The sequence below is a fragment of the Actinomadura rubrobrunea NBRC 15275 genome, from assembly GCF_001552235.1.
Lineage (GTDB): Bacteria > Actinomycetota > Actinomycetes > Streptosporangiales > Streptosporangiaceae > Spirillospora > Spirillospora viridilutea.
In genome coordinates, this window is the sequence record NZ_BCQU01000216.1 from 1 (window position 1) to 979 (window position 979).

Annotated in this window: 2 protein-coding genes; both read right to left on the reverse strand. The window is 76.9% G+C overall.

Annotation, left to right across the window (positions count from 1 at the left end; genetic code table 11):
* Positions 1-6: 6 nt before the first annotated feature.
* Complete coding sequence (gene ureG, locus AR3_RS29090) at positions 7-681, reverse strand: urease accessory protein UreG (RefSeq protein ID WP_067918831.1); 675 nt, start codon at positions 679-681, stop codon at positions 7-9.
* A 47-nt stretch (positions 682-728) separates the two neighbouring features.
* Positions 729-979: urease accessory UreF family protein (locus AR3_RS31430; protein ID WP_390099682.1), on the reverse strand; the 251-nt coding region annotated here is incomplete at its 5' end.

Below are 979 nucleotides of genomic sequence, written 5' to 3' on the forward strand. Positions count from 1 at the left end.
GCCGCGTCACGGCGCCGCCGCCGCGGCCCCGCGCGCCCGCCGCAGCGCGCCGCGCACCCACGCGGCGACCTCCGGGGCGTCGGGACGTTCGCGCAGCGAGGTCAGCGCCACCGGCTTGCCGCCGCGCACCCGGAGGGCGTCCCGCTCCATCCGCGCCACGTCGCTGCCCGCCAGCGGCGCCAGATCCGTCTTGTTGATCACCAGCAGGTCCGCCTGCGCCACGCCCGGACCGCCCTTGCGCGGCACGTCGTCGCCGCCCGCCGCGTCCAGCACGAAGATCTGCAGGTCGGCCAGGCCCCGGCTGAACAGCGCGGTCAGGTTGTCGCCGCCGCTTTCCACGAGGACCAGGTCCAGCCGCCCGTGCCGGGCCTGCAGGTCCTCCACCGCGTCCAGATTGGCGGAGATGTCGTCGCGGATGGCGGTGTGCGGGCAGCAGCCGGTGCGCACCGCCGTGATCCGGTCGTCGGGCAGCACCGCCGCGCGCCTCAGGAAGTCGGCGTCCTCGGTGGTGTAGATGTCGTTGGTCACCACCGCCAGGGCGTACTCGTCGCGCAGGGCGCGGCACAGCGCCGCCGTCAGCGCGGTCTTGCCGCTGCCCACCGGGCCGCCGATGCCCAGGCGCAGCGCCCGGCCCGCCGGCGGCGCGGCCTCGTGCGGGTCGTGATCGTGGTGGGCGCCCACGGTGCGTCCTTTCGTCTCCTCACGATTCGTCTTCTCACTTCGTCTTCTCACGATTCGAACAGGCGCAGGCCGGCGCGGACGTGCGCCTCGGCGAGCAGGTCGAGCAGCGGCGCGGACGGCGCGGGCAGCGCGTCCCACCCGCCGGCGGCCGCGGCGGCGGCCTCGTCGGCCACCTCGTCCATCCGGGCCGCCAGGTCGGCCAGGACCCGGTGCACGTCCAGCGGGTCCAGCCCGAGCAGCCGGACGGCGGCCGACGCCGGTCCCGCCGCCGCCCCGTACGCGGCGACCGCGGCCGCCT